Origin of the sequence: Streptosporangium roseum DSM 43021 (genome assembly GCF_000024865.1) — a bacterium.
Taxonomy (GTDB): Bacteria; Actinomycetota; Actinomycetes; order Streptosporangiales; family Streptosporangiaceae; genus Streptosporangium; species Streptosporangium roseum.
Window position 1 is genome coordinate 175,664 of record NC_013595.1, and the last position, 24,429, is coordinate 200,092.

Annotated in this window: 30 protein-coding genes and 1 tRNA gene; 12 read left to right on the forward strand and 19 right to left on the reverse strand. The window is 69.0% G+C overall.

The window, feature by feature from the left end:
* Positions 1–34: 34 nt before the first annotated feature.
* Both SROS_RS00820 and SROS_RS00825 read right to left on the reverse strand, forming a co-directional pair.
* Positions 35–1,237, reverse strand: coding sequence for a hypothetical protein (locus tag SROS_RS00820; protein ID WP_012886968.1), 1,203 nt, complete (start codon positions 1,235–1,237; stop codon positions 35–37).
* A gap of 40 nt (positions 1,238–1,277) precedes the next feature.
* Positions 1,278–1,850: a YceI family protein gene (locus tag SROS_RS00825; protein WP_012886969.1), complete on the reverse strand. Its 573-nt coding sequence runs from the start codon at positions 1,848–1,850 to the stop codon at positions 1,278–1,280.
* Between the two features lie 579 nt (positions 1,851–2,429).
* Between SROS_RS00825 and SROS_RS00830 the strand changes: the two genes are divergently transcribed.
* Positions 2,430–2,822: a Cpe/LpqF family protein gene (locus tag SROS_RS00830; protein WP_012886970.1), complete on the forward strand. Its 393-nt coding sequence runs from the start codon at positions 2,430–2,432 to the stop codon at positions 2,820–2,822.
* Positions 2,823–2,969: 147 nt separating this feature from the next.
* Here the strand turns inward: SROS_RS00830 and SROS_RS00835 are convergent, their stop codons facing one another.
* Positions 2,970–3,623, reverse strand: a complete 654-nt coding sequence (locus SROS_RS00835; protein WP_012886971.1) for a class I SAM-dependent DNA methyltransferase — start codon at positions 3,621–3,623, stop codon at positions 2,970–2,972.
* Positions 3,624–3,774: 151 nt separating this feature from the next.
* On the opposite strand from SROS_RS00835, the gene SROS_RS00840 reads away from it, so the two are divergent.
* Positions 3,775–4,020, forward strand: coding sequence for a hypothetical protein (locus SROS_RS00840; RefSeq protein ID WP_043651052.1), 246 nt, complete (start codon positions 3,775–3,777; stop codon positions 4,018–4,020).
* A gap of 119 nt (positions 4,021–4,139) precedes the next feature.
* Here SROS_RS00840 and SROS_RS00845 read toward each other — a convergent pair whose 3' ends face one another.
* The gene (locus tag SROS_RS00845; RefSeq protein WP_012886972.1) at positions 4,140–5,000 is read right to left on the reverse strand and encodes a hypothetical protein; all 861 of its coding nucleotides are present in this window, start codon (positions 4,998–5,000) and stop codon (positions 4,140–4,142) included.
* A 336-nt stretch (positions 5,001–5,336) separates the two neighbouring features.
* On the opposite strand from SROS_RS00845, the gene SROS_RS00850 reads away from it, so the two are divergent.
* Positions 5,337–5,660, forward strand: coding sequence for a hypothetical protein (locus tag SROS_RS00850; protein WP_012886974.1), 324 nt, complete (start codon positions 5,337–5,339; stop codon positions 5,658–5,660).
* A gap of 97 nt (positions 5,661–5,757) precedes the next feature.
* Here SROS_RS00850 and SROS_RS00855 read toward each other — a convergent pair whose 3' ends face one another.
* The 3 genes from SROS_RS00855 to SROS_RS00860 all read right to left on the reverse strand — a co-directional run bounded on the left by SROS_RS00855 (position 5,758) and on the right by SROS_RS00860 (position 7,358).
* Positions 5,758–6,144, reverse strand: a complete 387-nt coding sequence (locus SROS_RS00855) for a hypothetical protein (protein WP_012886975.1) — start codon at positions 6,142–6,144, stop codon at positions 5,758–5,760.
* A 3-nt stretch (positions 6,145–6,147) separates the two neighbouring features.
* Positions 6,148–6,570: a hypothetical protein gene (locus SROS_RS49030; protein ID WP_148268907.1), complete on the reverse strand. Its 423-nt coding sequence runs from the start codon at positions 6,568–6,570 to the stop codon at positions 6,148–6,150.
* A 335-nt stretch (positions 6,571–6,905) separates the two neighbouring features.
* On the reverse strand, positions 6,906–7,358 hold the full coding sequence (locus SROS_RS00860; RefSeq protein ID WP_012886977.1) for an Lrp/AsnC family transcriptional regulator: 453 nt from the start codon (positions 7,356–7,358) through the stop codon (positions 6,906–6,908).
* Between the two features lie 137 nt (positions 7,359–7,495).
* Between SROS_RS00860 and SROS_RS00865 the strand changes: the two genes are divergently transcribed.
* On the forward strand, positions 7,496–8,113 hold the full coding sequence (locus tag SROS_RS00865) for a LysE family translocator (RefSeq protein WP_012886978.1): 618 nt from the start codon (positions 7,496–7,498) through the stop codon (positions 8,111–8,113).
* A gap of 168 nt (positions 8,114–8,281) precedes the next feature.
* Here the strand turns inward: SROS_RS00865 and SROS_RS51800 are convergent, their stop codons facing one another.
* A complete protein-coding gene (locus SROS_RS51800; RefSeq protein ID WP_012886979.1) occupies positions 8,282–9,007 on the reverse strand; it encodes a chromosomal replication initiator protein DnaA in 726 nt (241 codons plus the stop codon).
* A gap of 183 nt (positions 9,008–9,190) precedes the next feature.
* Between SROS_RS51800 and SROS_RS00875 the strand changes: the two genes are divergently transcribed.
* Both SROS_RS00875 and SROS_RS00880 read left to right on the forward strand, forming a co-directional pair.
* Positions 9,191–9,760: a cadmium resistance transporter gene (locus SROS_RS00875; protein WP_012886980.1), complete on the forward strand. Its 570-nt coding sequence runs from the start codon at positions 9,191–9,193 to the stop codon at positions 9,758–9,760.
* A 52-nt stretch (positions 9,761–9,812) separates the two neighbouring features.
* Complete coding sequence (locus SROS_RS00880) at positions 9,813–10,622, forward strand: PrsW family glutamic-type intramembrane protease (protein ID WP_012886981.1); 810 nt, start codon at positions 9,813–9,815, stop codon at positions 10,620–10,622.
* Between the two features lie 129 nt (positions 10,623–10,751).
* On the opposite strand, the gene SROS_RS00885 is transcribed toward SROS_RS00880, so the two are convergent.
* The 4 genes from SROS_RS00885 to SROS_RS00900 all read right to left on the reverse strand — a co-directional run bounded on the left by SROS_RS00885 (position 10,752) and on the right by SROS_RS00900 (position 14,560).
* Positions 10,752–11,645 carry a TIGR03943 family putative permease subunit gene (locus tag SROS_RS00885; protein ID WP_169369212.1) on the reverse strand — a complete coding sequence of 298 codons (894 nt, stop codon included), beginning with the start codon at positions 11,643–11,645 and terminating at the stop codon, positions 10,752–10,754.
* Positions 11,646–11,650: 5 nt separating this feature from the next.
* Positions 11,651–12,682: a permease gene (locus SROS_RS00890; RefSeq protein WP_012886983.1), complete on the reverse strand. Its 1,032-nt coding sequence runs from the start codon at positions 12,680–12,682 to the stop codon at positions 11,651–11,653.
* 43 nt (positions 12,683–12,725) lie between these two features.
* Positions 12,726–13,589, reverse strand: coding sequence for an NUDIX hydrolase (locus SROS_RS00895; protein ID WP_012886984.1), 864 nt, complete (start codon positions 13,587–13,589; stop codon positions 12,726–12,728).
* 242 nt (positions 13,590–13,831) lie between these two features.
* Positions 13,832–14,560, reverse strand: a complete 729-nt coding sequence (locus SROS_RS00900; RefSeq protein WP_012886985.1) for a M15 family metallopeptidase — start codon at positions 14,558–14,560, stop codon at positions 13,832–13,834.
* 685 nt (positions 14,561–15,245) lie between these two features.
* On the opposite strand from SROS_RS00900, the gene SROS_RS00905 reads away from it, so the two are divergent.
* Positions 15,246–16,427, forward strand: a complete 1,182-nt coding sequence (locus SROS_RS00905; RefSeq protein WP_012886986.1) for an ATP-binding protein — start codon at positions 15,246–15,248, stop codon at positions 16,425–16,427.
* A 121-nt stretch (positions 16,428–16,548) separates the two neighbouring features.
* Here SROS_RS00905 and SROS_RS00910 read toward each other — a convergent pair whose 3' ends face one another.
* Together SROS_RS00910 and SROS_RS00915 are read right to left on the reverse strand one after the other, a co-directional pair.
* Complete coding sequence (locus SROS_RS00910; RefSeq protein ID WP_012886987.1) at positions 16,549–17,388, reverse strand: MauE/DoxX family redox-associated membrane protein; 840 nt, start codon at positions 17,386–17,388, stop codon at positions 16,549–16,551.
* Between the two features lie 5 nt (positions 17,389–17,393).
* Complete coding sequence (locus tag SROS_RS00915; RefSeq protein ID WP_012886988.1) at positions 17,394–18,344, reverse strand: hypothetical protein; 951 nt, start codon at positions 18,342–18,344, stop codon at positions 17,394–17,396.
* A 248-nt stretch (positions 18,345–18,592) separates the two neighbouring features.
* Here SROS_RS00915 and SROS_RS00920 point away from each other — a divergent pair, with 248 nt between their 5' ends.
* Entirely contained in the window at positions 18,593–19,162 is a 570-nt protein-coding gene (locus tag SROS_RS00920; RefSeq protein WP_012886989.1) for a SigE family RNA polymerase sigma factor, read from the forward strand.
* Between the two features lie 76 nt (positions 19,163–19,238).
* On the opposite strand, the gene SROS_RS00925 is transcribed toward SROS_RS00920, so the two are convergent.
* Positions 19,239–19,718 carry a MarR family winged helix-turn-helix transcriptional regulator gene (locus tag SROS_RS00925; RefSeq protein WP_245564532.1) on the reverse strand — a complete coding sequence of 160 codons (480 nt, stop codon included), beginning with the start codon at positions 19,716–19,718 and terminating at the stop codon, positions 19,239–19,241.
* Between the two features lie 101 nt (positions 19,719–19,819).
* Here SROS_RS00925 and SROS_RS00930 point away from each other — a divergent pair, with 101 nt between their 5' ends.
* Together SROS_RS00930 and SROS_RS00935 are read left to right on the forward strand one after the other, a co-directional pair.
* On the forward strand, positions 19,820–20,383 hold the full coding sequence (locus SROS_RS00930) for a YceI family protein (protein ID WP_012886991.1): 564 nt from the start codon (positions 19,820–19,822) through the stop codon (positions 20,381–20,383).
* Positions 20,384–20,650: 267 nt separating this feature from the next.
* A tRNA-Ser gene (locus tag SROS_RS00935) sits at positions 20,651–20,740 on the forward strand.
* 89 nt (positions 20,741–20,829) lie between these two features.
* Here SROS_RS00935 and SROS_RS54315 read toward each other — a convergent pair.
* Positions 20,830–20,964 (reverse strand): hypothetical protein, encoded by a 135-nt coding sequence (locus tag SROS_RS54315; RefSeq protein ID WP_362964092.1) that lies wholly within the window; start codon positions 20,962–20,964, stop codon positions 20,830–20,832.
* Here SROS_RS54315 and SROS_RS52585 point away from each other — a divergent pair.
* Both SROS_RS52585 and SROS_RS51805 read left to right on the forward strand, forming a co-directional pair.
* Positions 20,929–21,252 carry a hypothetical protein gene (locus tag SROS_RS52585; RefSeq protein ID WP_245564807.1) on the forward strand — a complete coding sequence of 108 codons (324 nt, stop codon included), beginning with the start codon at positions 20,929–20,931 and terminating at the stop codon, positions 21,250–21,252. The genes SROS_RS54315 and SROS_RS52585 overlap by 36 nt on opposite strands.
* Positions 21,249–21,698 (forward strand): transposase, encoded by a 450-nt coding sequence (locus SROS_RS51805; RefSeq protein ID WP_218919793.1) that lies wholly within the window; start codon positions 21,249–21,251, stop codon positions 21,696–21,698. Before SROS_RS52585 ends, SROS_RS51805 begins: the two co-directional genes overlap by 4 nt.
* Positions 21,699–21,734: 36 nt before the next feature.
* Here SROS_RS51805 and SROS_RS00950 read toward each other — a convergent pair whose 3' ends face one another.
* The 3 genes from SROS_RS00950 to SROS_RS50645 form a co-directional block, all read right to left on the reverse strand.
* Positions 21,735–22,319, reverse strand: a complete 585-nt coding sequence (locus SROS_RS00950) for an SMI1/KNR4 family protein (protein ID WP_012886993.1) — start codon at positions 22,317–22,319, stop codon at positions 21,735–21,737.
* 201 nt (positions 22,320–22,520) lie between these two features.
* A complete protein-coding gene (locus SROS_RS00955; protein ID WP_012886994.1) occupies positions 22,521–23,162 on the reverse strand; it encodes a response regulator transcription factor in 642 nt (213 codons plus the stop codon).
* The gene (locus SROS_RS50645; RefSeq protein ID WP_169369214.1) at positions 23,159–24,424 is read right to left on the reverse strand and encodes a sensor histidine kinase; all 1,266 of its coding nucleotides are present in this window, start codon (positions 24,422–24,424) and stop codon (positions 23,159–23,161) included. The genes SROS_RS00955 and SROS_RS50645 overlap by 4 nt, the downstream gene beginning before the upstream one ends.
* Between the last annotated feature and the right edge of the window lie 5 nt (positions 24,425–24,429).

Here is a 24,429-nt window from a genome sequence, read left to right on the forward strand (position 1 = left end):
TACCGTGGTCAGCTGCCTTCCCGCTGACACCGTGTCAGGCAGTCCGCTTGAACCCGAAGGCATGGAGCTTGTGCCAGATCAGCGCGTAGTCATCAGTGCTGACCGCCAGCGGTGCCGCGGGCAGATTGTCGCCGAGTACCTTGCCCGTCCTGTCGTCCAAGGCCAGGTAGAGAGGCTCGGCTCCCTGCTCTTGCTTGACCTTGAGGTAGGCGATTCCACCGAAGGCCGACTCGACCGACACCTCACGCTGGTTTTCCACAGTGGGGACGAGGAGCTTGCCAGTCCTGGAATCGATCAGCGTCAGTGGCTCGTCGCACAGCACGGTATCGCTGTCGGCGTCGAAGGCGGACGTCGCGCATCGCACCCCCACCGAGTTCGAAACCTCGAACCCGCCCACCCGCTCACCCGCCATCAGGTCGTAGAGCGAGTGAGTGGAGGACATCCCGTCCGACTGCCAGGTGAGCAGAAAGTCGCCGACGATGGTTCGGCCCTGCACATCTCGCGGTAGCCGCCAGGCCAAGCTCCCGCCCTTGGACAGGTCAAAGCCATGAACGACCGCCGCCTCCTCGTCCAGGAGCATCCCCCTCGGCCAGTACACCGCCTTGTCCTTGATGACGCCGAGCAAGGAGTTTTCTTCCTCGGCGCCGATCGGCAGGGCGACGGCCTGTTCGCCTGCGAGGGTGGACAGTTTGGACACGTTGCTGAGACCGGCTCCGTCCGCCTCGCCTTCGGCGGCGTAGCCACCGATGAAGAAGGTGCCCTGTCTGCCGTCGCCGTCCTCTGGCGAGCGCCAGACCTCCGAGCCTGTCTCGTCGATCACCAGGTCGGACACCTGGCTGGACTCGGCGGTCAGCCCCGATGCGGCCAGTTGCCGCCGATGCCGTACCACTGCCACCGGTTTGCCGTGATCAGTGTCCGCGCGCAGGGTCGCGTCCTCGTCTTCGATCGGAATGCTCTTGAGCTCTTTGCCCGTGGCGGCATCGATCACCTGGAGGGCGAAGGTGTCGGCGGCCCGCCCAAGTACGGCGAAGGACTTGCCGACGGCGACGGCGTCACGGATGGAGCCGAGGGGCAGCGTCCACGCCTGCTCCGTCGCGAGTCCCGGCAGAGCGGGGCCCTCGTAGGCGCGTCCTGCAGGCGCGGTTGTGGCCGCAGCTGGCGCGGGCCCTCCAGGCGTCGCTGTCGAGCACGAGCAGAGCAACAGGACGATCAGTGAAGCCAGTAACCGACTGGGCATGCATGGAACGTATGTCCAAGATCACCCCTTGTCAACGCTGTCAAAGTCGGCCTCCTCGGAGGCCGATCATTTTGTTAAGGGGTGATCCACCAGTCTCAGGAGCGGACAGCGGACGATCCTCAACACCCCGAATAATCATGCCCCTCGCCTTTGTCAGGCCGAAGGCGTACCTGTCGATGCGGGTCGCGGCCTGGGCTCTCAAGCGCTGATCATCGGTGATGACAGGGCCGAGTGTCAGGGCCGTCGGCCGAGTCACGCCCCGCACGGTCAGCGATCCCTGCACACTGGCGCCTTCAGCGGATCGTTCGACATCCCGGCTGCGGAAGACGATCTCAGGGTGCGCAGCTGCGTCGAGGTAGTCCAAGGACCGGACATGCTCATCGCGCTGCGGGTTACCGCTTTCGAAGCTGGTCGCCCGGATCACTACATCCACGGCGGAGTCGCCGATGTTCTCGGTGATCAGGATCCGGCCGTGATCAACTGTGAAAAATCCTTGTACAGGCAGCAGGCCGAACACCGCACGTGTCGTGAATCGGACCGTCGTCGCATCCGGATCTATGCGGTAAACGCCTGGCGATGTCCCGCGCCGGTGCATGCCATCTGAATCCTCCATCACGCCGACTGCTTCCTTCTGTCGATGGCGGACGGCATGGTTTCCACCGTCACGTGGCCTGAGGAGCGTCTGCGAACGCCTGTTGCCTCTGAAGACAACGGTAGAAAATCCGGCTCACTACCGGAATCCGGCTACGCGCACACCCCGGGTGTAGTTAGGTACACCCGGTGGACCCCGGGTTCGGCGGGGTCGGCCTGGTTGACTCCCATGCCGGCCGGGCGTTCGGACAGGGCATCTCGTACATGTCGGCTGGGCGTTCGGACAGGGCATCTCGTATCCGAGAAAACCATCTACCCGGCGATGGCCCCCACACCCTGCTCCGCCGTTTTGCCCGAGCAGCGACCTGCCGCTTTTCAGGCACCTTTTACCGGGTCCGCCGTGATGGACCGACCGTATCCGCTGACCTGCATTGAAGTGTCCGGAACAACCAAGGCCGATCCTTTGGCCCGCAGGTCGCCGATTTCGACAGCCGTCAGAGGAGGGAGAGGTACGGCAGGCGGTAGAAGATGTTCATGTGCCGACCAAGATTGATTGATTGATAGCATTTCGCCCCAAGTATCTGATCGTAAGGAGTCGTGGGTGCGACCGTCCCGGACATTGGCTGGTCTTCTCGTCCTGCTCGCTGTCCTTCTGGCAGGATGCGCAAGTGCTGACGGCGGTAAGGGGATCGCGATCCCCGACAGTCCGGTTGGCAAACAGTTGCGGTGGTATCTGGACGCCGTGAATCGCACTCCGATCGCTGAGAGCGAGCTGAACGAGCACCTAAGCCAAGATTTCCTCAAGGAAATTCCTCCGCAGAAGTTCAATGAGATCGCCCAGGGCCTGAAAGGGCTGACGGTGGATGAACTGAGCAAAACCGAACCGGCAGCGCTGACTGGGCTGGCATCCATTCCCCTGGGACAGAAATACGACACGAAGATCTCTGTCGGCACTGACGGAAAGATCGACTACTTGCTCTTCGAGCCCAAGTAGCGACACGGGAGTGACGGCTGCACCACAGGGCCGCGCGGTCGTGTCGCGCCTGGCCGCGTCCGCAGGCGGTGGTTACCTGGCCGGGGCGGGTGTGGCCGGTGGCTCCGGCGGAGGTGCGCGCCGATCGCCGATGGGCTCACTTGCCTGTTACGACGGTCCGGACTTGCGGGCCAGAAGGCAGACATGCGGCCTTTTCCGCCCCTCGCCGGGCTCCTCCAGCAGTCGCGCGCTGACGATGAGCCCGGCCTCGGCGAGCAGCTCGGTGATGCGGTCGGGCGGCAGCAGATAGGCGCCGAAGGACACCGGGTGGCCGTATGCCTGCTGGAAATGCAGGCGCTCATCGCCGACATGAGTCCCCAGCAACAGGTGGCCGCCCGGTGCCAGCGTCCGGTGGAACTCGGCGAACACCGCCGGCAGCTGCTCCGGCGGGGTGTGATGGGTCGAATACCAGGCGACGACGCCGCCCAGTTCGCCGTCCCTGAGATCCAGCGCGGTCATCGACCCCTCCTGGAATCGCAGGTCCGGGTACCTCTGCCGGGCCACCTCAACCATCTTGGGCGACAGGTCGACGCCGAACACCGGCACTCCCAGCGCGTTCAGGTGCGCCGCCACATGGCCGGGCCCGCACCCGATATCGGCGACCGGCCCGTCTCCGGCGGCCTGTACGAGTTCGGCGAACGCGGCCAGCATCGCGCGGGTCAACGGCATTGACACGAGTGCGTTCCCGTAGCGCTCCGCGTAGTCGACGGCGACGGTGTCGTAGGACGCCCGCGTGGCGGTCAGGTAGGAGGGTTCGGGCATACGGATCACCGTAGCCCGCTGCCCGGCGCGCGTCGTAAAACCCGGCCGGGTCACCACTCCCGTCCGGTTCCGGCCGTGAACCTGATTACCGACTGTCATTCACCTTCGCCTGTTACCAGACAGAATCGGGGTAAACGATGAAAGGTGCCGGATGCGCCGCCTGCGGGAAGCAGCCACAGAGTTCACCTTCGCGCTGGTCCTGGGGTTGGTCGGATTCGGTGTGATCTTCGGAATGTCCGCACTGTTCGGTCTGCCCTGGCTGGTGGACGTGCTGGCTACCAGCTCCGTCCCCCGCGTCATCGGCCTGCTGGCCCTGCTGGCCCTGCTGGGATTCGCGGTCTTCGTCGCGCGGTTGGTGCGGAAGGTCGGGAAAAGACGACATCAGCCTGCTGAGTGACCTCCGCATATGGGAGTGCCCGGAGGATGCGGCGACTGACAGCAGGGTGAAGGCATGCCCGGCAGTAGGTCCCGATGGGGATCGCTCCACCGCCTGAGGCCCGGACCTGCCGTCGGGGGTCAGGGGGAGCGAGTGCCGGCGAGCAGCCGTTCGCAGGCGTCGAGCAGGCGTTGCCGCTGTGGCCGCGCCCGCTCGCTGAATCCCCGCTGCTCGGCGGCGTACTCAGCCCGCCCTTCGGCCGTCTCGACCCGAATCGCCCGATAGCCGAGCGAGCTCAGGTCGTACGGGCTGGCCCGCATGTCCACGGCGCGGATGTCACGGGCCAGCATGAAGCAGTCGGCGACCAGCTCACTGCTCACCAGGGGGGACAGCTTGTACGCCCACTTGTACAGGTCCATGTTGGCGTGCAGGCAACCAGGCTGTTCCAGCTCCTGCTGCTGTTGCCGCGTCGGCTGCAGCGCGTTGAGCGGACGCGCCTCAGGGGTGAAGAAGCGGAACGCGTCAAAATGACCGCACCGCACGCCTCGCTGCTCCACGACCCCTGCGATCTCTTCCCCGCTGAGCCGTAGCGGCCAGGCGCCGTGCCGTACTTCCGCGGTCTTGTAGACCATCGCCCACTCGTGCAGGCCGAAGCAGCCGAAATACGCCGGCCGTGCCGCGGTGGCGGCCAGCAGCCGCGCGATCCACTCGACGGCGGGCCTGCGCCTGTCCATCAGTGCCGTGGTGTCGAGCGTGGCTCCCCCGGGGGTGTCGAGGTAGTCGCGGCCGAAGTCGTGCGCCCCCTTCAGCACCACCCCGGTGCCCGGATGCCACTGCCGCAGCCGCGTCGGCCGGTATCCGTAGTAGGTGAACAGGAAGTCCTCGATGGGATGGGTCTCACCTCGCGCCCTGCGCGCCAGGTGTGGCGCCGTCCACACCTCGACCCGCTGCCGGTGAGCCTCCGTCCGGGCCCGCCACGTCTCCGGCTCCAAAACCTCCATCGCTGAATGGTATGCGCGGGCCGGTGATGTCCGGCAGGCAGCCCGAACGTCCCCGTCTGGGCGGGGCCGACCTCTACACGCCTCGCCAAGACCTCCCGGACTTCGGGGCCTTCAGGCCCTCCACTTGTCGATGAGGCAGGAGGGGCAGCTCCTCCACGTCCACGGCGTGCTGAAGGGCGTTGTGGAGGGCCGGCCGTTCGGGCTCACGCCCGCGTCACGCCCGCGTCACGGCGCGGTCGCACGGGGCCGGTCAGGATGGGACGTGAAGGCAAAGGTCAGGGCCGCCCCGGCCGCCAAACGATCGCCGTAGGCCGCCCCGATGGGAAGGAGGCAGGTATGTACGGCAAGCGATGCCTGTCGCTGCTCGGTTCGGCGCTCCTCGCCACCCTCGTGCTCGGGCCGGCCGGAGCCCCCGTGCTCGCCGACTCCGTGAAGGCCGCGGTGGCCGGTGCCTCCCAGGGAGCGGCGACGATGGCCGCAGAGCAGCCCAGCCCCTGTGACAAGGCCTGCCGGCAAGGCTACGGACGGGGGTTCAGTGACGGTTTCGCCGACTGCGTGGACGGCAACAGCTATCGGCACGACTACAACCTCGGCGGCGCGTCCTGGGATCGCGGCTACGTGGCCGGCTACGGCGAGGGCTTCGGCAGCTGCGCGGGATAGCCGCCCGCAGCGCGCAGGCCCCGCGGCACACAGGCCCCGCGGCATACAGACCGCAGCGCGCAGGCCCCGCGGCGCGCAGAGGGGCGCCCCCCGGACCCTAGGGCAACGGGTCGATCGTGATGTGCTGGTCGTACTGGACGAGCTCTCCGCCGCGGTCTGTCAAGATGGGCCATTTGGTGCTCCGGGCACACCAGACGACGTGTCCCGCGGTGATGTCCCGTGATCCGTCGAGAATCTCCGCGATCTCTCCGACCTTTCCGTGGGTGAAATCGTCGATCTTCACGCCGGGTGTCGTGACGAGCTCGAACAACTCCACCTGGGTGGATATCGGGGAGATGGACAGGACGGCCGCCAGACCGGTCGCCGGAATGCATATCCCGCCGCCACGGAAAAGGCACATGGCGGCGATGCTCCGCGAGTATTCGGTCTTCGCCACCGCGATGTCGATCAGGGCGCTGACGTCGAGCACCCGGCCGGGAAGCATGCTTCAGGCCCTCCGGCCCCGGCGGCTGCCGATCTGGCCCCATTCCGCCTCGGAGAGCGGGGCGACACCGAGAGCGCCGGCCGCCATGTCGAGGTCTTCACGGTGCAGGCTCCAGCGGTGCATCAAGGTGATGACGTGGGGCTTGTTGCCGATCTCCCGCTGGACGGCGGCGTGGATCACATCGGTGATCCTGCTGCCCGTCGATCGCGCCTTACGAGAAAGCGCCTCAAAGTCTGCTTTATCCAGCTCTATGGTGATGGAGGTGTCGGGGGCGGGTGTGCTGATTCCTTCCAGTCCCTCTCTGGGCTGGAGATGTGCCAGCCACAGGGGGACGGGAGCCGGCTCCTGCACGGCGGCTTCCTGATCAGTCGATTCCGGTGCTTCCGGACCTGCGCCGTCTCGCCAGGCCGGCAGGGGGTGGGCCATACCTCTGACAGTAGCCGTGAATTCCGGAGCCGGCAGTACCTTTCCGTGACTTTGGCGATCAGTCGATATCCCGGAGAGAGGCGGCAGAGGATTGAGAGATCACTTAAGAATCGCCGGACGCCTTCCTGTCCCTTCTCGGTGGAAGCGAGCCATTCTCATTCGGCCTGAGCCATGACATTGGGTTTCCCGGTCGTCCGAGCCGGCAGGGGGCAGGCCGAAGTCCGCCGGAAAGGGGGGGCGCCGTAGGTCGGACATCCCTGCCGTCACCTGAGATGTGACGGTGAGGTTCCTGCACGCACGCCAGGTTCTTCCGGGTGGATTCCGGCGTGTGCGGCTCATAGGGGCAAGGGCCGGTTTTCGACGACGCTCTTCATGACGAGGGTGGAGCTGAGGCGCTGGACGCCGGGCAGGGTGGCCAGGCGCTCGTCGTAGAGCCGCTGGAAGGCGGGCAGGTCGCGGGTGATGACCCGCAGGAGATAGTCGGGGTCGCCGAAGAGCCGCTGGGCCTGCAGGACGTGGGGGACGGCGGCGACGGCCTGTTCGAAGGCGTCGACGGTGGCGCGGTCGGCGGCGCGCATGGTGACGAAGACCAGCGCCTCGAAGGTCAGGCCGAGGGCGTGCGCGTCCAGGGTGGCGTGGTAACCGCTGATCGCGCCGGAGCTTTCCAGGGCGCGCAGGCGGCGGTGGCAGGGCGAGAGGCTGAGGCGGACGCGCTCGGCCAGTTCGGTGAGGGTCAGGCGCCCGTCCTGCTGGAGCTCGGCAAGGATTTTCCGGTCTACGTCGTCCATGCGAACAATCCTTCCCTAAAGGCCCCTAGGGCGAGGAAAACTTGGAAACACATTTCGGACATACAGTCATAACCTTCTCTTCGGGGATGTGTGGGCCCTGAGGTTCCGGGCTCGGCGAGCGAAGGAGAAGTCAGGTCATGGCGATCGCCACCCTCACCGCGTTCTGGGCGGTGTCGTTGATGTTCGTGGTCACGCCGGGGGCGGACTGGGCGTACGCGATCGCCGCCGGGCTGCGGCACCGTACGGTGCTGCCCGCGGTCGGCGGGCTGCTGGCCGGGCATCTGGCGGCCACCGCGGTGGTGGCGGCCGGGGTGGCCGCGCTGGTGGCCCGCACGCCGCTGGTGCTGACCGCGCTGACCGCGGTGGGCGCGGCCTATCTGGTGTGGATGGGCGTGGGCATGCTCACCCGCCCGCCGGCCCCGCAGGCCGGCACGGAGCAGGCGGCCGGCTCGTGGCTGCGGCAGGCGGTCAGAGGCGCGGGCGTCAGCGGGCTCAACCCGAAGGTGTTCCTGCTGTTCTTGGCGCTGCTGCCGCAGTTCACCGACCCGGACGCGGCCTGGCCGCTCCCGGTACAGATCATGGCACTGGGCCTGGCGCATGTGGCCAGCTGCGCCGTGGTCTACACGGGGGTGGGTATGGGGGCGCGGCGGGTGCTGCGGGCGCGGCCCGCGGCGGCGCGGGTGGTGAGCCGCGTCTCCGGTGCCGTGATGATTTCGCTCGGCGGGGTGCTGCTGGCCGGGCAACTGATCACGTAGGGGACCTACCCCGTAGGCCGCGACGGGCTCGTGCGAGGCCGGGGAGGCTCGGCGCGGGAACGGGGAGGGCCGTGGACGACCGGAGACAGCGCCGGCAGGCCGGCCCCGCAGTGCGGGCGCGCATCCGGGCCGGTTTCGACTCCTCCAGCTCTCCCGGGGCCGGGCGGCTCATGCCGGCGGAGTGGCCGGGTCGGGAACGGCGGGATCGGAAGCGGACGGATCGGGAACGGCAGGCACGGAAGCGGATGGGTCGGGAACGGACGGGGCAGAAGTGGCGGGGCCGGGAACGGACGGAGCGGAAGCGGACGGGTCGGGAACGGACGGAGCGGAGGTGGGCGGGGTGGAGGCGGCGGTGCCGCAGGTCCCCGCGGCCTGTCGTAGCCGGGCAAGCTGGTCGACGCCCTGGGTCCGATACTCCTGCAGCTCTTCCGGTGGCGGTACGTACCGCCACGAACCGCCCTCGTAGCGGAAGGCGAAGTCGGTCGTGGCACCGGACCGGGCCGCCTGAACGCGGGCGTCGTCGCCGGTGACCGTGACGGTGGTGATGGCGAACCGGACGTCCGGCACGGGCTGCGGGCACAGCTGGAACAACCTGACGTACTCCTCGCGCGCGACCGCTGCCTGCGCCTGCGCGCTCCACAGGTCCCAGAAGTCCCCGTAGGACCCGCCGGAATAGGCGTCGAGCCCCACCTGGGCGGCCTGGCGGACCGTGGTCTCCGAATGCTCGGAGTCCCGGGCCGCGGGAGGGCTCTTCGACGAGGCCGCCGGGTCGAGCACCGTCGTCACGGACAGGGCCGCCCCGATGAGCAGGCCGACGATCATGATCACGATTACGGCCAGCCCTCGGCCCGTCTCGCCTTTCGGCGGCCGGCCGTACGGCGGCGGATAGCCCACGCGAGGCCTCCGGGGGCTGGCGGGAACGGATGAACGTGATCGTAATGCCCGTCACCTACGGCTGGCCACGGTGATCGTCGGACGTCCGGTCCTGGACAGGCGGGCGGGCGGCGGACGGCCGCTGGGGCGCCGGAGAGGGAAGCCCGGAACGCCTCATGGCCCGGCAGGCCCCATAATGCGCCCGTGGGTGAATCGATCGGCACGGCCGCCGCCGTCTTCGCCGGGACCAACGTGGACGACATCGTCATCCTGACGGTGCTGTTCCTGGCATCCCGGGCGGGTGGCGTCCCCCGTCCCTGGCAGATCGTCGCCGGTCAGTACGCCGGTATCGCCATCCTGGTGGCCGTCTCGGCCGTGGCGGCGCTCGGGCTGACCGTGGTGCCGGACCGGTGGGCCGGGCTGCTCGGGCTGGTGCCGTTCGGGATGGGGGTGTGGGGGCTGGTCAGGAAGGACGACGGCGGCGAGGCGGGGCCGGTGGCCTCGGGCGTGGTCTCGGTCGCCGGCGTGACGCTCGCCAACGGTGCCGACAACATCTCGGTCTACACGCCGATGTTCCGCACGATCGGCCCGTCGGCCAGCCTTGTCACCATCGCGGTGTTCGCCCTGCTGGTCGCGGTCTGGTGCGCGGCGGCCTCCTGGCTCGGGTCGCACAAGAAGATCATCGGCTTGGTCGAGCGCTCGGGGAGATGGCTCGTCCCGATGGTGTTCATGGTGATCGGCGCGGTCATCGTGGTGGAGTCGGCCTTTAGGTAAAGATGGGCGATTCGCCCGAATTTACGACACCCCAAATGGGGATTTACTTCGCATGCGTGAACATTTTAGGTTCTACCGGCACCGGTGGTTCAAAGTGTGGATCGCCATGGCGGCACTGTCAGCCGCGCTCATCGCCATGACAGAGGCGGTCGGCAACCGCGCGGTCATGCCCGCGGCCTTCTTCTACGGAGCGGCGGCCGGTCCGGTCGGACTCCTGGTCGCCATCCACGACCGGACCAGGATCGGCGCCAGCGTCCCGGGGCTCACGCTGATGGGGATGTTCCTCTTCGGCGGGGGCGTCGCCCTTCTGCTCGGCGGATACTTCGACGCCCTGCTCATCCCCGACAAGCACGGCCCCTCGATCCTGCAGGTCGGATGGATCGAGGAATCGGCCAAATGCGTCCCCCTTCTCCTGGTCGCGCTCACCGGCCGCTACCTGACCAAGGCCGCCGGTGTGGCGCTGGGACTCTCCTGCGCGACCGGGTTCGCGATCATGGAATCGATGTCCTACGCATGGAAGAGCGTCGACGACACGGGCGCCGTCAACGCGGGCATGGTGCTGTTCATGCGCGGCCTCGCCACCCCGTTCAGCCATCTCGTCTGGACCGGCCTGATCTGCGCGGTCGCTTTCGGCGTCTGGCAGGCCAGGGGACGGATCGTCATCACCTTCTCGGTCGTCGGGGCCTTCGCGATGGCGGCCGTACTGCACTCGCTCAACGACGGCCTGCTCACCCTCGACATCCCCGGCCCCGCCCGCCTGCTCTTCCTCGTCGTCGCGGCGGAGAGCTACTGGCTGTTCCACCGGGCCACCCGCGACCTGACCCCGGCGCCGGTCCTGGAGCCGGCGCCGTCCCGTGCCTGACCTCCCGCGCGAGCGCCGTACGGACGGGCGGCGTCCGTATGGAAGGACGGCGACCGTATGGACGGGCGGCGGGCCGCGGCCGTGCGGGCGGAGGAGGAAGGCCGGCCGGGAGCCGGGAGGGGGCCCGGCCTACTCGTAGGGCTCGTCCGGGGTGTCGACCTTCACGAGATCCGTGCCGGACAACTGCGGATAGACGACCCCGTTGGGCATCTTGCCGAACGTCTGCGGGATCCAGGTGCCGGTGACCTCGACCCAGGTGTCCGGCGGCGGCGCCTGGATCCCCTTGACCGCGACCTTCAGCGGGAACGCGTCCGCGGCGCAGCAGGCGATCTGCATGCGGGTGACGTACCACTGGCCCTTCTTCTTCGACGGGACGACGAAGCCCGTCAGCCTGACCGCGCGGCCGGTGAGGGACCTGCTGTCGTCGTCCCAGGCCCGGCCGATGAACTCGCCGACCGGCATGTCCACCGGTCCGTCGCCACTCAGAGGGGTGAAGGCGGTGAGGGCCTGGTCGCGCGGCGGCGGCGTCTCGGACCGGGCCGCGGCGAACGAGCCCAGGGCGGGCGGGGCGATCATGAAGATCGCGAACACCGGCAGGCACATCAGCCAGGCCACCCGGGGACCCCCATGCGCGTGGTCGTGCCCGTTCCCGTGCCCCTGGTCCCGCGGGTGCCGCACGCGCTCCCGGCCCCGGTCGTGCACCGGCTCCAGTTCCAGCTCCGGCTCCGGCTCCGGTGAAGGCGTACGGCCGGGCTCCGCGGAGAGGTCACGGGAGTCCGGTGAGCCGTCCCCTGAGTGAGCGTGGTGCTCCGGCGAGCCGCCGTGCGCCCCGGCGCCGGAGGAGCCCTTCCCCGGCCGCCAGGCCTGGATCAGTCCGGCGACGCCGAGGATCATCAGCACCGCCCCGGCGCCGATCAGGAACGGCCGGAAACCGGGCTTCACATAGTTCAGATAGGTCGTGGAGAACGCCGAGATCCGGAGCACGGCGCAGCCGAGCATGATCAGGACCAGGTTCTGGGTCACACGGTTCACAGCAGCAGCCATCCGAAGAGGGCGCTCACCAGGACGGCGAGCACGAAGGTCAGCGGGACGAACCTGAGCGCGAACGCCCTGCCGAACGTGCCGGCCTGCAGCGCGATGAGCTTCAGGTCCACCATCGGCCCGACCACCAGGAAGGCCAGCTTCGCAGTCGGTGAGAACGCGGTCATCGAGGCCGCCACGAACGCGTCGGCCTCCGAGCAGATCGACAGCAGCACCGCCAGCAGGGCCATGACCACGACGGCCAGCCACGGGACCTCGGCCAGCGCGGCCAGCCACTCGCGGGGGACCATGACGTTGAGCGTGGCGGCGGCCAGGCCGCCGACGATGAGGAACCCGCCCGCGTGCAGCAGGTCATGTCGCATCGCCTCGCCGAACCGCGCCCACTTCGGCCCGTCCCCGTGCGGGCGGGAGGGGATCGGCAGCCACTCGCTCCGGCCGAACCGCAGCCAGAGCCAGCCGACCAGGACCGCCACCGCCAGCGACGCGCCGAACCTGGACACGACCATCAGCGGCTGCCCGGGGAAGGCGACGGCGGTCGCGACCAGGACGATCGGGTTGATCGCGGGAGAGGCGAGCAGGAAGGCCAGTGCCGCGGCCGGTGGCACCCCCCGGGCCATCAGGCCGGACGCGACCGGGACGGACGCGCACTCGCAGCCGGGCAGCACCGCGCCCGCCATCCCCGCGACGGGTACGGCGGCGGCCGGGTGCCTGGGGAGCGCTCTGGTCCAGAACGACGCCGGGACGAAAGCCGTGATCGCGGCGGACAGCGCCACCCCGAAGACCAGGAACGGCAGCGCCTGCACGCAGATCGCCACGAAGATCGTGGCCCAGGTCTGGAGTGCCGGGGCCGTCAGATGCGGAGCGAGGGTGAACCGCCCCACGACCAGCAGGACGACGACGAGCGCGAATCCCCACGGCAGAGTGTGTTTCGGCCCGTTGCGGCGTCCCCAGGAGTCCGGGGGGACGGTCTCGTCCTCATCGGCCCAGGGGCTCCGCGGATCGGCTCGAAGCTCGGACATGCCCCATATCGTGGCAGATTCATGGGATGTTCCACGTGGAACATCACAGCTGGGACAGCAGCCACCTGGGGCCGGTGACCATGGCGCCCAGGGCGGTGACCCGCTCGCGCAGGCCCCGGTCGGCGGTGACGACCAGGACGCGCTCGCCGGGCGGGACATCCCGTACGGCCTGCACGACGGCGTCGTCGCCGAGCCCGGGGGCGGAGACGACGGAGACGCCGGGGAGCGGCGAGACGCCGCGGGCGGCCCCTTCGACGACCATGACGAAGCGGGGGAACCACCGCTCCAGGTCCGGGATCTCGCCGGGCAGGTCGCGCAGGCCGCCGGTGGCGAGGGCGCGCACCTCGGCGACCAGCTTGGCGGCGGCTCCGGCGCGGTCCTTCCACCATCCGTGCTCGGATCGGGCGCCGACGATGTTGGCGACGTCGAGGACGACCACCAGGGGGCTGAGCGCCCGGCTGATCGCGGGCCAGGTCTCGGCGAAGCCGGGATGCAGGTTCTTGGCGGCGATCTGCTCGGGAGTGAGCCAGCGCAGGTCGGCGCTCTCGCTGTTGGCCGGGGCCGCGTCCAGCAGAGCGGCGGCCTCGGCGATCACGGTCGAGAAGGACCAGCCGCCGTGGTCGTCGAGGTAGACGCCCTGGACCCGGAGGCCGTCGCCGGTCAGGGCCGCCTCCTCTCCGGCCTCGCGGAGCGCGCCCGTGATGGGGTCCTCGTGGCTGTCGAGCGCACCGCCGGGCAGACCCCAGGTGCCGCCGTGGTGGCTCCACACGGCGCGTTCCTGCATCAGGACGTGGGGCGTTCCGGCGGCGTCGTGGTGGACGGCGAGCAGGCCGGACGCGCCGTGCACGCCCCAGTGCCGATGCCCGCGCTCACAGTGGGCCCATCCATCGCCGTCCTTGGCCGCCATGGATCAATGATGCACCACGAGGTATCGGCTTCTCGGGGGCGGGCCGTACCGCTAAAAATTGGTATGTCGGTATTTCCTGCGATCTCTCGCTCTGCGTGGTCCTCACCCTTCGCTCTGCGTGGTCCTCATCCCTCGCTCTGCGTGGACCCCGGCCGGTGGTCGGACCGGACCGGTGCGGCGGGTCGAGCCGGCCGGAAGCACCGTCCCGGGCGGGCGCCCGCACAGGCCTGACGGCCCGGATCTCAGCCGCCGCCCTTGCTGAAGTGCTGGTAGTCCTTGATGCCCGACCAGTAGCCGCCCCACTCCCAGTCGACCCTCTCGAAGGCCCTGACCACCCGGTCGCCGGGGTTGATCACGCCGGGTTCGTCCAGGGGGCGCCTGGCGAACTTGCGGGCGTTCTTGTGCGCCACCGAGCCGTCGGCGGACAGGTAGGGGTTCTCCCGGGGATTGATGTCGACGGCCCTGCCGTACGCGTGCTGCGACCAGCTGCTGGACCCGGTCGCCGGGCGGCAGTTGAAGGCCGAGGTGTTGTCCGCGTCGATGGAGTCGAAGTCGTCGCCCTTGTAGACGTCGACGAGCTCCATCTTGCGGATCGGCCAGCGCCAGTCGTACAGGCGCCGGAAGACCGTGACGATGTCGTCGGCCGCGTTCTTGTTCACGACCATCTCGCCGGTGTGGGGCTTGTCGTCGAAGCCCCAGTAGGTCATCGTGATCAGCCGCAGGTCGCCGACCGGGACCGGGCATCCGGGCCGCCAGGAGTATCGGAGCCGGTCGCGGGCGACCTTGGTCACCTCGGCGGAGAACTTCGGCGGGGTGGTGGGAGACGGGCTCGCGGTGGGGCCCGGGGTGGGCGCGCCGGTCGCGGGGGGCGACGTCGCGGGAGCCGACGAGGGCGCCGCCGAGGGCGAGGCGGGCTGTGCGGGCTGTGCGGGCTGTGACGTGGCGGTCGCGCCGCACGCGGCCGCCGCCATACAACCGACGGCCGCCGCGACGGTAGCCCGGATGCGTGTCACCAAAGGAGAGCTGCTCACCTGTCGCCACCCCACGACCGACAAAAGGACAAGCCTCCATTGTATTTGACCGGCTACCCGAAGTGATGAGACGGCCCGGTCGTGGAGGGCCGCGGGTCCAGGCGGCCGGTCGGCGCGCCGCCGATTCCCGCCGGGCGACGCACTGCCGATTCCCGTCGGCCGGCCGCCGCGTGCCGGCCGCCGGTCGGCGCGTGCCAACCGCCGGTCGGGCGCCGCGTGCCGGTCGCCGGTCGGCGCCACGACGAGCCGCCACACCGCCGGCCCGCCGGTCCGTGTGGCTCGGCACCTCTCCGATCTTCAGAGACCTTTATCGCCGAACCGTTCTCGTACGGCTTTCGCCCGTATTTAAACCACATTGGCAAGTGCGCCGACATTCTTTAGCTGGGCTTTCTTCGAAAAATCTCGCGCCTGTGTTCGAAGCCGCGCTACAGTCGGGGGCATTGGATCGAACACGGGTTCGGGCCAGGTCTTCCCAGGTGAGGGGTGTGTCATGGCGATGCTCGCGACGCGGCCGACGGCACACGCCCCCGCTCCGAGGACTTCCGGCCGCCGGCATGCGACACGCCGTAGCGCTTTCTACGGAAATCTACGTCGGCCGCTATATCCCGTCATAAAGTCCGAGAGCGTGGACCCCGTGCGCAATCCCTACGCCCCCGGTGCGGGGCAGCGTCCCCCAGAGCTCGCCGGGCGCGACCGTGAGCTTCAGCAGTTCGAAATCGTCCTGGAGAGGGTGGCACGTGGCCGCCCGGAGCGCAGCATGGTCGTCACCGGCCTGCGCGGCGTCGGCAAGACCGTCCTCCTCAACACCTTCAAGTCGATGGCCATGCAGCGGCTGTGGGGGACGGGCAAGATCGAGGCCCGGCCCGACCAGTCGATCCGGCGTCCGGTGGCCGCCGCCCTGCACCTGGCGATCCGTGAGCTGGCGCCGAGGCACCGGGCGCCCGAGCGCATCGAGGAGTTCCTCGGCGTGCTCAAGGCGTTCGCGATGCGCGACCCGGCCGCGGCCAAGGGCACCTCGCACTGGTCGCCCGGGATCGACGTGCCCGCCTCCCGGGGCCGGGCCGACTCCGGCGACCTGGAGATCGACCTCACCGAGCTGTTCGTCGACGCGGCCGGGGTGGCCACCGACCTCGGCGTCGGCATCGCCCTTTTCATCGACGAGATGCAGGACGTGCAGACCCCCGACGTCTCGGCGCTCTGCGCGGCCTGCCACGAGCTCTCGCAGAGCGGCGGCCCGCTGATCGTGGTCGGTGCCGGCCTGCCCCATCTGCCCAGTGTCCTGTCGGCCAGCAAGAGCTACTCCGAGCGGCTTTTCCGCTACGCCAGGATCGACCGGCTCGACCGCGAGGCGGCAGACCTGGCCCTCATCGCCCCGGCCGAGAGCGAGGGGGTGGCGTTCACCCAGGAGGCCCTCGACGCGCTCTACGAGGCCGCCGACGGCTACCCCTACTTCGTCCAGGCCTACGGGAAGGTCGCCTGGGACCTGGCGCTGCGCAGCCCGATCACCGTCGACGACATCCGGGTCTCCGCGCCGGAGGCCGAGGAGGAGCTCGCGGTCGGGTTCTTCGGCAGCCGTTACGAGCGCGCCACCCCCGCCGAGCGCGACTACATGCACGCGATGGCCACCATCGGCGACGAGCCGGTGGCGACCGCCGAGGTGGCCGAGGGGCTCGGCCGCAAACCGTCCAGCCTCTCCCCGGCCCGCGACAGTCTCATCAAGAAGGGCCTGATCTACAGCGCCGAGCGCGGGCTGATCGCGTTCACCGTCCCACACTTCGGAAAGTTTCTGCGTTCCCAGCCCGTCTGAACACATGTTCGATATAGTGTGTGAGAGTCTCCTAGACCTCTATATGGCTCTCTAGTGGGGAAGCTAGAGAGCCATATAGAGCCGAATCCTGCGTGCTAGAAAAATCTACGGGTCTCTAGCGTCATGCCGATACAGGGATAGATTCCTGCAGAGGCCCGATCTCGATCGGCCGTCCGGCGGCGTCGACCATCGCCACCCGCACCGCCGGATGCCGGCCGCTCAGGTAGATCGCGAAGACCACGTCCGCCGGGGCGCCCGCGTGACTGTGCCCCGGATAGACGAAGAACCGCCAGCAGAGCTCCCGCCAGCTGTCGACCGGGTCCGTGCTCGACAGAAGCCTCTCGTGCGACCGCCAGGCGGCGCTCGAACGCAGGCGGCTGAGCGCGGTCGCCGGGTCCAGCGGGCGCTGCTCGCAGGGAGCGCGGTGCCGGAGCCGGGCGGCGGCCTCCTCGATCTCCGGAGAGAGCGCGGCGAGCAGCAGCAGCCCGCCGGCCACGGCCGGTAGCTGGGACCAGGTGAGACCGGCCACCATCGTCCAGCCGGGGACCGGCGGAGCCCAGACCGTTCCCACGGACATGGCGGTCAGCACCATGGTGCGACCCAGCGAGCGCAGCCCCACCGGGATGGCGCTGACCTCGCCGAAGCAGCCGCAGCCCACATCCGGCCGGCGGCGGCGCAGCTCCCACAGGACGTAGGTCGACACCGCGAAGAACGTGGCCGCTCCCCACCGGAACAGGGAGTGGCCGGTCGCCATCAGGCCGACCAGCAGGATCACCTCTCCGGCCGCACAGCCGAGCAGGGCGGGCACGCGCCAGTGGTCGACCACCAGCGCCGCCGGTCCGAGCCTGCTCAGCGCGTTCGGTTCGGACTCGTTCATGGCCGTCCGCACCTTGGCGAGCGCGCCCGCGGCCAGCAGCGCGCCCAGCGCCGGCAACTGCGCGGCGGCGATCGTCGTCAGCATCCCTGTCACCCCAATCCGACCCGGGCGTTGAAACACCCCTTGGTCAGGTCCCCGCCGAGCTCCACGAAGGCGGTCGCCGACAGCTCCACGATCCGGCCCCGTGGCGAGGTGCCGCACTCCAGGCACCGGTCGCAGAACCGGCCGGCCAGGCAGCCGCACGCCACGATGGGCAGGACCGAGGTGCGCCCGGCGCACACGTTGCGCACGTTGAGCACCGAGCCCAGCGCGAGATAGGGCAGGCCCGTGCACGACACCCCGGCGTCCTCGCAGTCGGTGTCGGAGCGCTCCAACATGGGGTAGGCCGCTCCCTGCTCGTCGTGGTCGAAGGCGTCCGACCAGGTGGCGGTGCCCGAGATCCGTGACTGCGCGCCGCTGTAGCCGGGGGGCGGTTCGGGGACGGCCGTCCACCGGTAGGGCGGTTGCGAGGTCGCCGGCAGCCGGGCCTGGGCCACGCCGTTCTCGCGGACCCCGATGGCGTCGAACAGGTAGCCGGGCTCGAACTGCGGGTGCCGGACCCTCAACCGGCCCGAGGCGCGGTAGGGGATGACGACCGTACGCCGCCCCCGGTGCGGTCCGCAGTACAGCTCCATGGTGCGGTCCCCGGCGCCGGAGCCGACGGACTGGATCACTCCGGTGATCCGGGTGATGTCCGCCCAGATCCGGTCCACCACCCGGCCCGACCGCAGTGCCCGGATGATCACCTGGGCGCCCAGCGGCAGGTCCGCCGGGGCGACGGCCTCGCCGCGCCATGCTGTCGCCCACGGCGCGATGACGAGCCGTTCCTCGCGGCCATCGGGGGTGTCGATGACTATCAGGTGCGGGCTGACGTCGAGGATCTCGCCGGTGACCGACTGGAGGAGCTCGCCGTCGCTGGAGACCGCCCCCGGCTCGTCGAGGGTCCGGCCAAGCGCGGCCGCCGCCAGAACGCGGCGGCGGTCAACGCTGCGGTACGGCATCGCCACTCCCCATATTTCGGTGAGGTTTCCCCGTTAGCGTCACACGCTTGCCGGGGTCTCGCTGTTCGCTTGCGGCAATAACTCCGGCAGGTGTCCGACCCTGTAGCAAAATTCCCACCCCTGATACAACGCGTTGCCTCCCACTTCAGGACAGACCCGTACTCAGTACCCCGCCCATCTGTGATCACGAGGCTGCGCCGGTTTTTGCCGTTGAGGGGACGAAATATAGGTTCCGGTTCAGCCGAATTATGGGCTCCGGCTGCGATTCTGGCCACGAGACGCACCCTGACCACAGGTTGGTGATCGCGGTGACCGGCGGGACGCACGAGGAGTTCCGCGAGTACGTCGTTGCTCGCGGTCCCACGCTGCTGCGCGCCGCCTACCAGCTCACCGGGCATCCCAGCGACGCCGAGGACCTGCTCCAGGCGGCGCTGGTCAAGACGTACCTCGCCTGGGACCGGATCCAGGAGCGCGCGGCCATGGACGCCTACGTGCGCCGGGCGATGGTCAACATCAACATCTCCTGGTGGCGGCGGCGCAAGCTGGAGGAGTACCCGTCGGAGGAACTCCCCGAGCCGGTTCTCACGGGCGGCTACGGCTACCTGCCCGAACGGGTGGAGCAGGCCCTTGATCGGCTGCCCACGCGCATGCGGGCCGCGATCATGCTGCGCTACTACGAGGACATGACCGAACCGGAGATCGCCAAGGCGCTGGGGATCAGCGTCGGCACGGTCAAGAGCACGGTCTCGCGGGCGATGGCCAAGCTCCGCGGTGACCTCACGATCCCGGAACAGCGGCAACTGGAGCCGCAGGCCTAGAACGGCCCTCGGCGCGTCCGCCCGGTGATCGGTTCGGGCCCGGCCGCGCTCGATGCGGTCGAGGGAGGGCTCTCCGTCATTCGGACGGCGTGAGCTCGGCCCCCGCCGTGGCGCATGGCCGTACGGCGTCGCGGATGATCCTGAGCGTGTCGAGGAGGGTGTCGAGCTGCTCGGCGGAGAGAAGGCCGGTGAACCAGGTCTCGATGTCCGCCAGGTGCTGGGGGAGCACCGCGCCCAGCCGGTCGGTGCCCGCGTCGGTGATGGCCGCGTAGGACGCCCGGCGGTCGCTGGCACACGCCTGCCGTACGACCAGCCCCTCGCGCTCCAGCCGGTCCACGACCCTGGTCACCCCGCTGGTGGACAGGCTGGTCTGCGCGGCCAGGTCGCTCATGCGCAGGCGCTGACCGGGCGAGCGCGCCAGCCGGATCAGCGTCTCGAAGTCGATGTCCGAGAGCCCGACCGCGGTGAAGGACAGATGCATCTTCGCAGACAGGCCGGTGTAGGCCTCGGCCAGAAGACCCATCGCCGTCAGCCGGGAGTCATCAGAGGGGATCACGTTCACACTGTATCCGACGATAGTTGACGCGCGGAATATTCCTCGTGTAGAAATCTGTTGTCGCAAACATCCGTACGGCAAGCACTTCATCGGGAGTAGACATGATCACTCGGACCTGGGAAGACCTTCAGCTCCCCGCCCCCGGCACCTTCGCCCTCGACGTCGCCCACACCCGGATCGGCTTCATGGCCAAGCACATGATGGTGAGCAAGGTCCGCGGCAGTTTCACCGACTTCTCCGGGACCGTCGCGATCGCCGAGAACCCCCTGGACTCCTCCGCCGAGATCGCGATCAGGACGGAGAGCATCACCACCGGCTCCGCCGACCGTGACGGCCACCTGCGCAGCGAGGACTTCCTCGCGGTGGAGAAGTTCCCCGAGATCACCTTCCACACCACCCGCGTGGTCGGCTACTCCAGCGGCGAGTTCACCGTCCTGGGTGACCTCACCATCCGTGACGTCACCAAGCAGGTCGAGCTCACCGTCGAGTACGGCGGCGCCGGCACCAACCCGTGGGGCCAGGAGGTCTGGGGTTTCTCCATCACGACCGAGATCGACCGCGAGGAGTTCGGCCTGACCTGGAACCAGGCCCTGGAGACCGGCGGCGTCCTGGTCGGCAAGAAGGTAAAGATCGAGATCGAGGGCGAAGCCAACCCCGCCGCCTGATTTTCATGATCTACTCGGACTCCCTCCCCGGGCAGGGAGGGAGTCTTCATCATGTCCGCTGGTTGAGATTTTACGTCTTGCATCGCAAGAATCCCCAGGTTCTCCACCGCTCCCACCTGCAAGATGTGGACCTTGTCCACAGGTGTGGAGCAAGTTATCCACAGATGGTGGATAACTCAGCTGTTTCTGTTCTCGGCGACGCGACCGGCAATCGCTTTGCTGCCTTGGCAGATGGCCGGTACTCTGTGCTGAGCCACACGGCAACCAGGAGGCTTCGCCTAGTCAGGTCTATGGCGCCGCACTGCTAATGCGGTTTGGGTCTACAGCCCATCCGGGGTTCAAATCCCCGAGCCTCCGCAGGTCAGAGGCCCTCTCCCAGAATCTTGGGAGAGGGCCTTTCTGATCCCTGAAGGCGTCGTAGTTGCAGTCCTAGTTGTAACGGGGGCTCAGAGTTTTCCCCAGAGTGCCGAGGCCAGCCGCTCTCCGGCATCGCGCATGAGGGGTGTGGACACGTGTGTGTATCGCTCGGTTGTGGTCACCCTCGTGTGTCCGAGGACCTCCTGAACGACGCGGATGTTCACACCCTGCTCGATGAGCAGCGTCGCGGCCGCCTGGCCCGCGACGAGACCGGCGACCTGATCGCGGCCGATGAAGGCGCCCCGCCGCAGTGGACGCTGGACAGCCTGACCGCCGCCGCCCGCGCGGCGGGCATCCTCATCGCCCGCAGCCAGGTCCGCCGGATCCTGCGGGCGGAGAAGGTTCGCCGGCGCCACACCCGTTCCTGGGCCACCTCGGCCGATCCGGACTTCGCCCCAAAAGGGCCGCGATCATCGGCCTCTACACCCACCCGCCGGCCACGACCACGGTGATCTGCGCCGACGAGCTGGGGCCGGTGACCCCGCGCACCTGCCCACCCGCGCCCGCCTGGTCGCCCGCCGGCCACCGGCACGACAGCCCGCAGTTCCAGCCAGTCCTGGAGGCCATCCGGGTGCCTCGGATCGGTCCCGGCCGACCGCGGACCCGGCCGGACAAGGTCCGAGCTGATAAGGCCTACGGCTCCCGCGAGAACCGTGCCTATCTGAGCAGACGCGGCATCGGCTGCACGATCCCGGAGAAGGCCGATCAAGTCCGCAACCGCAAGAAGCGCGGTTCGCGAGGTGGCCGGCCGCCGAAGTTCGACTACCGCGAGCGCCATGCGGTGGAGTGCGGGATCAACCGGCTGAAGAGGCACCGAGCCGTGGCCACGAGATACGACAAGTCGGCCGTCCGCTATGAGGTGACCGCGCTGGTCGCTGCCACCAACGAGTGGCTGTGACCAGCACTCTCGCGACAGACCCTCAGGGTCGGCTGATCATGGCAAACCGGAGGCAGGGTCCAATCCCGCCTTCCAGCGCTTTTGTTCTTCGAGCCAGTGCACGTAGCGCGGCGAGGCGGCACGCAGGTCGATGCTGAGGGGGTAGGGGTCGTACTCGTCCAGAAGCAGCCTGCGGAGGAATTCGACCATGCCGCAGGGGAAGAGTGTGAAGTCCTCGCGGGTGTGTCGGCCGCAGACCAGGACGGGCCACTGGTCGGGGTCGGGGTCGGTGGTCAGCCAGCACAGGATGTCGGAGCCTGAGGTGACGCCCCAGGCGAGAATGTGGTCCGGGTCGATGTCGAGGCCTTCTTGACCACCCAGCATCTCCCAGGTGTAACGGGCGTTCTCCGTCTCCTCCTCGAAGGTCCCGGGATCCCACTGGATGTACTCCTTGGGCAACGGCATGAGGATGACGACCTCGTCGAACGAGCCGGCGCCATAGACGGACATGAAGGCCATGTAGTCACGCGGGAACCGCGTGCCCCACCGCGCCTCTGCTGCCGACCAGTCGATCTCCTCATCCGCGCCGAGATCCGCAGGAAGGATCTCGGTCAGCGCTGCGATACCCGTCGGGTCTTCCACGGCAATCCCTTCGACGACGTGGCCGGGAGTGTACGAGGTCGCACCGACACAACGCCGCAACGGGGTCAGATACACCAGCGACTGTGACCAGCACTTTCGCAACAGGCTCTAGTGCACTTCCCCTCGTAACGTGGAGACCGAACCAGGAGAGGTTTGGTCGTGGCAGCAGTCACGCGGCGGCGCTTTGATCGGTGCCAGTGCCTAACGCTCGCCCGGAGTGACAACGCCGGATTCGTACGCTAGGACCACCGCCTGGACCCGGTCGCGCAGCCCGAGCTTTGTCAGGATGCGCCCCACGTGAGTCTTGACCGTGGTCTCCGACAAGAACAGCTCGACCCCGATCTCGGCGTTGGACGCGCCTCGGGCCAGGCTGAGGAAGACTTCACGCTCGCGCTCCGTGAGCACCTTGAGCACGGCGTCCGGGTCGGTGTCGGCCTTCGCGACGAGCCGCCCGATGAGCCGCCGGGTCGTGGCGGGCGCGATGATCGAGTCACCCCGGTGCACGTGCCGGATCGCAGCGATGATCTCCTCACCTGGCGCGTCCTTCAGCATGAACCCGCTCGCACCGGCGCGCAGCGCGGCCAGGGCGTGCTCGTCGAGATCGAAGGTGGTCAACACCAGCACCTTCGGCGGGCCGTCCAGCCGCTGGATCTCCCTGGTGGCGATGACACCGTCCATTCGGGGCATACGGATGTCCATCACCACCACGTCGACGCGCCGCGACTCCAACGCCTTCAGGGCCGCCAGGCCGTCAGCGGCCTCGGCGACCACCTCCATGTCGGGCTGGGACCTGACGACCATGGTCAGGCCGTTGCGCAGCAGCTCCTGATCGTCGACGATCATGATCCGGATGATGGGAGACTCCTCGGCTCATAGGGCAGGGTGGCCGACAGTTCAAAGCCGGCGCCGAGGCGTCTGCCGGCCTCCAGGGTGCCTCCCACCATGCTGAGACGTTCGCGCATCCCGGTCAGCCCGACGCCGGCCTCTCCGGCGGGCGGCCCGGCACCGTCGTTCGTGATGGTGATGTGCAGTCTGTCCGCGCGCCAGGCCAGCGTCATGTCGGCCGCGGCCGTCGCCCCCGCGTGTTTGATCACGTTGGTCAGCCCCTCTTGGATGACGCGATAGGCGGTCAGGTCGACGGCGGGGCGCAGCGGCAGAGCGTCCCCGACCTCCTGTACGGCGAGCCGTACGCCCGTATCGCGCACCTGGTCGAGCAGGTCGGAGAGGTCGCCGAGGCCCGGTTGCGGAGTGGTGCCGCCGTCGGCGCGTAGCACGCCCAGGAGCCCGCGCATGTCGCGCAGGGCCTCGCGCCCGACCCCGGCGATGGTGGCGAACACACCCGCCCCGGGCGAGCCGGGGTCGGACAGCCTGCCACCCTCCGCCTGGCTGACCATGACGGCGAGCGAGTGGGACACCACGTCGTGCATCTCGCGGCTGATGCGGTCGCGCTCCGCCCGCGCCGCCTCTTGCCGCTCCCGCGCACGGTCGGCCTCTGCGCGCTCGGCCTTCGCTCTGAGCTCGGACAGGAACAACATCCGGATCCGGCTGAGGCGGCCCAGCGACCATAGGCACGCCGCTGCGGCGAACAGGCCGACCGACAGCCCGATCCGCCACGCGACCAGTTCGTAGGAGCCCGAAGAGCCGCCCCACGAGGCCGGATTCCACAGACGCGCCAGGACCAGGACCACACCCATCAGGGCGACGGCCAGGCAGACCAAGCTGGGCAGCAGGCCGAGCCGGCCGGACGCCGTGTAGAGCAGCAGCCCGAAGACCAGCGTGCTCGGCAGCAGCACCGCCGGATAGTAGGCGCCGTCCGGGTCGTGCAGGGGCGGCAGCGCCACCAGCAGCAGCATCGCCACGGCGGCCAGTCCGTACGCCGCCAGCGGGCGCAGCCGACGCGGAACGACGCAACCATGCAGCACCAGCAGGCCGAGACCCGCGAGCAGGCGGAGCGACAGGGGACTGTCCGAGGCCCGGAGCAGGCTCAACGAGACCAGGCCGAGCGGCAGGACGAGCAGGACGGCGAGCATGGCATCGGTGCTCACCTGATGCCGGTTGAGAAACGAGTCCATCACGGCGCCGGCAGGGGACGGGGACTCTCGCACGCCTA

Coding starts and splice junctions, on each gene's coding strand:
- SROS_RS00890 (WP_012886983.1), bottom strand. CDS start 12,682: ATGTCCGAGCTTCGAGCCGATCCGCGGAGCCCCTGGGCCGATGAGGAC.
- SROS_RS00920 (WP_012886989.1), top strand. CDS start 18,593: ATGGGCTCCGGCTGCGATTCTGGCCACGAGACGCACCCTGACCACAGG.
- SROS_RS00860 (WP_012886977.1), bottom strand. CDS start 7,358: ATGGACGACGTAGACCGGAAAATCCTTGCCGAGCTCCAGCAGGACGGG.
- SROS_RS00820 (WP_012886968.1), bottom strand. CDS start 1,237: ATGCCCAGTCGGTTACTGGCTTCACTGATCGTCCTGTTGCTCTGCTCG.
- SROS_RS00900 (WP_012886985.1), bottom strand. CDS start 14,560: ATGGCGGCGGCCGCGTGCGGCGCGACCGCCACGTCACAGCCCGCACAG.
- SROS_RS00835 (WP_012886971.1), bottom strand. CDS start 3,623: ATGCCCGAACCCTCCTACCTGACCGCCACGCGGGCGTCCTACGACACC.
- SROS_RS00895 (WP_012886984.1), bottom strand. CDS start 13,589: ATGGCGGCCAAGGACGGCGATGGATGGGCCCACTGTGAGCGCGGGCAT.
- SROS_RS00845 (WP_012886972.1), bottom strand. CDS start 5,000: ATGGAGGTTTTGGAGCCGGAGACGTGGCGGGCCCGGACGGAGGCTCAC.
- SROS_RS00855 (WP_012886975.1), bottom strand. CDS start 6,144: ATGCTTCCCGGCCGGGTGCTCGACGTCAGCGCCCTGATCGACATCGCG.
- SROS_RS00865 (WP_012886978.1), top strand. CDS start 7,496: ATGGCGATCGCCACCCTCACCGCGTTCTGGGCGGTGTCGTTGATGTTC.
- SROS_RS00930 (WP_012886991.1), top strand. CDS start 19,820: ATGATCACTCGGACCTGGGAAGACCTTCAGCTCCCCGCCCCCGGCACC.
- SROS_RS00910 (WP_012886987.1), bottom strand. CDS start 17,388: ATGCTGACGACGATCGCCGCCGCGCAGTTGCCGGCGCTGGGCGCGCTG.
- SROS_RS00850 (WP_012886974.1), top strand. CDS start 5,337: ATGTACGGCAAGCGATGCCTGTCGCTGCTCGGTTCGGCGCTCCTCGCC.
- SROS_RS49030 (WP_148268907.1), bottom strand. CDS start 6,570: ATGGCCCACCCCCTGCCGGCCTGGCGAGACGGCGCAGGTCCGGAAGCA.
- SROS_RS00825 (WP_012886969.1), bottom strand. CDS start 1,850: ATGGAGGATTCAGATGGCATGCACCGGCGCGGGACATCGCCAGGCGTT.
- SROS_RS00915 (WP_012886988.1), bottom strand. CDS start 18,344: ATGCCGTACCGCAGCGTTGACCGCCGCCGCGTTCTGGCGGCGGCCGCG.
- SROS_RS00840 (WP_043651052.1), top strand. CDS start 3,775: ATGCGCCGCCTGCGGGAAGCAGCCACAGAGTTCACCTTCGCGCTGGTC.
- SROS_RS00880 (WP_012886981.1), top strand. CDS start 9,813: ATGCGTGAACATTTTAGGTTCTACCGGCACCGGTGGTTCAAAGTGTGG.
- SROS_RS00955 (WP_012886994.1), bottom strand. CDS start 23,162: ATGATCGTCGACGATCAGGAGCTGCTGCGCAACGGCCTGACCATGGTC.